The sequence below is a fragment of the Pseudomonas sp. NPDC087346 genome, assembly GCF_044744235.1.
Taxonomy (GTDB): Bacteria; Pseudomonadota; Gammaproteobacteria; order Pseudomonadales; family Pseudomonadaceae; genus Aquipseudomonas.
On the sequence record NZ_JBIUXX010000138.1, the window covers coordinates 1 to 4146 of the forward strand.

4 protein-coding genes and 1 pseudogene are annotated in these 4146 nt (G+C 58.2%); 1 reads left to right on the forward strand and 4 read right to left on the reverse strand.

Annotated features, from left to right (window positions below; translation table 11 throughout):
* Positions 1–131 (reverse strand): annotated as a pseudogene (locus ACIOZM_RS31370) (hypothetical protein); the annotation flags it as partial.
* Positions 132–236: 105 nt separating this feature from the next.
* On the opposite strand from ACIOZM_RS31370, the gene ACIOZM_RS31375 reads away from it, so the two are divergent.
* Positions 237–815: a Maf family protein gene (locus ACIOZM_RS31375; protein ID WP_401221486.1), complete on the forward strand. Its 579-nt coding sequence runs from the start codon at positions 237–239 to the stop codon at positions 813–815.
* 77 nt (positions 816–892) lie between these two features.
* Here ACIOZM_RS31375 and sppA read toward each other — a convergent pair whose 3' ends face one another.
* Genes sppA through rluC form a run of 3 tightly spaced genes read right to left on the reverse strand, consistent with a single transcriptional unit; the run spans position 893 to position 3515 of the window.
* Positions 893–1882 carry a signal peptide peptidase SppA gene (gene sppA / locus ACIOZM_RS31380; protein WP_401221489.1) on the reverse strand — a complete coding sequence of 330 codons (990 nt, stop codon included), beginning with the start codon at positions 1880–1882 and terminating at the stop codon, positions 893–895.
* Positions 1883–1906: 24 nt separating this feature from the next.
* Positions 1907–2569: an HAD-IA family hydrolase gene (locus ACIOZM_RS31385; protein WP_401221492.1), complete on the reverse strand. Its 663-nt coding sequence runs from the start codon at positions 2567–2569 to the stop codon at positions 1907–1909.
* Positions 2556–3515: a 23S rRNA pseudouridine(955/2504/2580) synthase RluC gene (gene rluC / locus ACIOZM_RS31390; RefSeq protein WP_401221494.1), complete on the reverse strand. Its 960-nt coding sequence runs from the start codon at positions 3513–3515 to the stop codon at positions 2556–2558. Before rluC ends, ACIOZM_RS31385 begins: the two co-directional genes overlap by 14 nt.
* Positions 3516–4146: the final 631 nt, after the last annotated feature.

Sequence of the window (4146 nt, forward strand, 5' to 3'; positions counted from 1 at the left end):
CCCTTCAAGGTGAAATGCTGCGGGTCGCAGAGTCTCTCCAAATCGGCCAGCAGCATTTCACCTTGAAGGGTGGTGCCACGATCAGCCAATTTGCGCGGGTCAACGTGAGGTGGAATCGGGTCATTCAACATAGGCGCAGCATTATAGGGATGCACCCAGCCATGTCAAAGGAAATTGCGCCCTGTCCGTCACTTACGAGCGTCCGCTAGAATCCACGCCTGCCTCAGGAGATGCGAATGCTGCCTTTATTACTCGCTTCAAGCTCGACTTATCGTCGCGAATTACTCGCCCGCCTGCACCTGCCGTTCGTCTGCAGCTCGCCGGATATCGATGAAAGTCACCGACCGGGCGAGTCCGCCATCGAGCTGGTCAAACGCCTCGCCGAACAAAAAGCCCGAGCTCTTGCCGACAGTCATCCCGCCCATCTGATTATCGGCTCGGATCAGGTTGCCGTACTCGGCGAGCGAATTATCGGCAAGCCCCACACCTTCGACAAGGCCCGCGAACAACTGATGGCCGCCAGCGGCGCCAGCGTGACCTTTCTCACCGGCCTGGCGTTGCTCAACAGCCAGACCGGCCACTGCCAGGTCGACTGCGTGCCATTCACCGTACACATGCGCACACTCGACGAGGCGCGCATCGAACGCTATCTGCGCCTGGAGCAGCCCTACGACTGCGCAGGCAGCTTCAAGGCCGAAGGCCTCGGTGTGAGCCTGTTTCAGTCCACCGAAGGCCCGGACGCCACCAGCCTGATCGGCCTGCCGCTGATTCGCCTGATCGACATGCTGATGGTCGAAGGCGTACAGATTCCCTGAAACGCAAAAAATCGCAGCCTGCGACATTCCAATGTAGGAGCTGCCGCAGGCTGCGATCTTTTGATCTTTACAACGAATTAACGCAACGAAGGCCCGTGGAAGCCCATCCACATCGCCAACTGCTCAGCAACACTAGCGCCAAGCTTTTTCGAGAAGCGATCGAACGGCGACTCCTGAACAGTGAAGTCGACCATTTCCTTCTCGCCGATCACATCACGCGCCACCGAACTGGCATTCCCCAGCCCATCGATCAAACCCAACGGCAGCGCCTGCTCGCCGGACCAGACCAGACCAGAGAACAACTCCGGATGCTCCTTGTCCTTGAGACGATCACCACGCCCCTTCTTCACGCTGTTGATGAACTGCTGATGCGTGGTATCCAGCACGCTTTGCCAGAACGCGGTTTCTTCAGGTTTTTGCGGCTGGAACGGATCAAGGAACGATTTGTGCTCGCCGGACGTGTAGGTACGACGCTCGACACCCAGCTTCTCCATAGTGCCGACAAAGCCATAACCGGCCGCCGTCACGCCAATCGAGCCAACCAGACTCGCCTTGTCGGCATAGATCTGATCCGCCGCACTGGCGATGTAATACGCACCGGATGCACCGAGATCGGAAATCACCGCATACACCTTGGTGTCAGGATGCAGACCGCGCAGACGCTTGATCTCGTCGTACACGTAACCCGACTGCACCGGACTGCCGCCCGGGCTGTTGATCCGCAGGACTACGCCCTTGACCTTCTTGTCTTCGAACGCCGCACGCAGACTGCCGACGATGTTGTCGGCACTGGCCGGCTCCTTGTCGGCGATCACGCCAGTCACGTCGATCAACGCGGTGTAATTGGGGCCGCGGGTGGCGCTCTTTTCCATGTCCATCAGCGGCGTGAACAGAATCAACGCAACAAACAGATAAACAAAGGTCAACAGCTTGAAAAAAATCCCCCAACGCCGTGAGCGACGCTGCTCCTGCACACCCGCCAGCAGGGTTTTTTCCAACAGCTTCCAGCTTTTCTGATCACCGTCGTCGGCACTTGCCTTGTCCGGTGCTTTCCATTCATCGGTCATGCCATCCACCCCAGCAAAAACGTATTAAGCCTGCTGCCCCAGCCAGGCGTGCAATTCGGAAAAACGATCAATCGACAGGCGTGGCTCGAACAGCTTCAACGCCTCGATCGATTGCGCGCCGTAACTGACGGCCACCGAGCCCATGCCGGCGTTGCGCGCCATCTGCAGATCGAAGGACGAGTCACCGACCATCAACGCCTGCTCGGGACGCACGCCGCAATGCGCGAGAATCTCTTCAAGCATCAGCGGATGCGGCTTGCTGGCAGTCTCGTCGGCGGCACGGGTGATATCGAAATAATCTTCCCAGCCATTGGCCTTGAGCACTCGATCCAGTCCACGACGGTTCTTGCCAGTCGCCACAGCCAAGTGATAGCCGTCCTCGCGAAACGACGCCATTGACTCGACAACGCCTTCGAACAACGGCGAAGGCACGGCTTCAGCAGCGATGTAGTGATCCGCATAATATTCACGAAACGCGATCATCTCGGCATCGCTGATTTGCGGATACAAGGTGCGGATCGCCTCGGGCAAACCCAGGCCGATGATGCCTTTCACAGCAAAATCATCGCGCAACTCGAAACCGGAACGCCCGGACGCGGAATGCATCGCCTCGACGATCCGACCAATGGAATCAGCGAGGGTGCCATCCCAATCGAAAATCAGCAGTTTGTAATCAGGGTGCTGCACTCAGGCGCTCCACAGTCTTGGCCCACATTTCGTCTACCGGCGCCTGCAAGGTGAGCTTCCCACCGTCAGGCAGCGGCACGGTCAGCATGTAAGCGTGCAGGAACAGACGCTTGCCGCCCAGATCGCGGATTTCCTTGGTGAAATCGTCGTCGCCGTACTTGCTGTCGCCGGCAATGCAGTGCCCGGCGTGCAAGGTATGCACGCGAATCTGGTGGGTGCGGCCAGTCACAGGCTTGGCCTCGACCATGGTCGCGAAGTCGCCGAAACGGCGCAGCACCTTGAACAGGGTCAGCGCCTCTTTGCCTTCTTCGTTGACTTCGACCATGCGCTCGCCGGAGCGCAGATTGCTCTTGAGCAACGGCGCACGGACTTGCTTGATCGAGGTCGCCCAGTTGCCGCGCACCAGCGCCATGTAGCGCTTGTCGATGCCGTCGCCGCGCAGTTGCTCGTGCAAGTGCCGGAGCATGCTGCGTTTTTTCGCGATCATCAGCAGACCGGAGGTATCGCGGTCGAGGCGATGCACCAGCTCCAGCTCTTTGGTGTCTGGACGCAACTGACGAAAGGCTTCGATCACACCGAAATTCAGGCCGCTACCGCCGTGAACCGCAATGCCTGCGGGCTTGTTGATCACGATCAGCGCTTTGTCTTCATGGACAATCGACGCTTCCAGGCGCTGCAAAAGACCCTGCGCAAGCGGCACCGGCTCGTCACGCTCAGGCACACGAACGGGCGGCACGCGCACGATATCGCCGGCCTGCAGCTTGTATTCGGGCTTGATCCGACCTTTGTTCACACGCACTTCGCCTTTACGCAAAATGCGGTAAATCAAGGTCTTGGGCACGCCCTTGAGCCGGGCGAGGAGGAAATTGTCGATTCGTTGGCCGGCATATTCCGGCGAGACCTCAAGCAGTTGAACGCTTGGAGTCGAAGGGGCAGTAGTTGTCATGCCGCGGATGATAACAATTTTTATGGAATTGAAGCACTTAATCATTGCTGCTATAGTCGCGAACGCCGCCAAAAGCGGCCTGGACAGCGGAACCACGGTCAAAAACCGGCCCTGACCAACGCAATTCACCAGGACGCGAGGCCGTCCTACGGGGCTTTCGCTACGTAACGGTGGAGTTTTCAGTTGTAACAAGCGCAGGTGACATGAGGCCTGAATTACACCGCCCGGCAGAGTTTTTACTCGCTTGGCAGGCACACATTCAAGGCCAGTTCACAAAGTGCAGTCAGCTGTGAATGACCCCGAGCGAAGGCTTCGGAAACACCGCCTAAATTAGCCATGATGCGTGACCTCCCCTTTCGGAGCTCACGGTAAATGCCAACCCGCTGCGGATTCTGCGCGCGGCAGCACCCGAATTATCAGGGATACGTGTAGGGTGGAGATGCACAACCGCTGGACTGTGTAGCAATAGGCTTTATCAAGACGCTTCATCTCGTCCACAGCCGCCGGTTGATTCCTCCTCCTGACTGAGTGCTTAAGTAGCCACAGCAAGCAGGACGCGTACGTCGCGTTAACCGCCCAATTGGCCAGACTTCGACTGACACGGGATTGGCCAACCACTCACGACGCACCT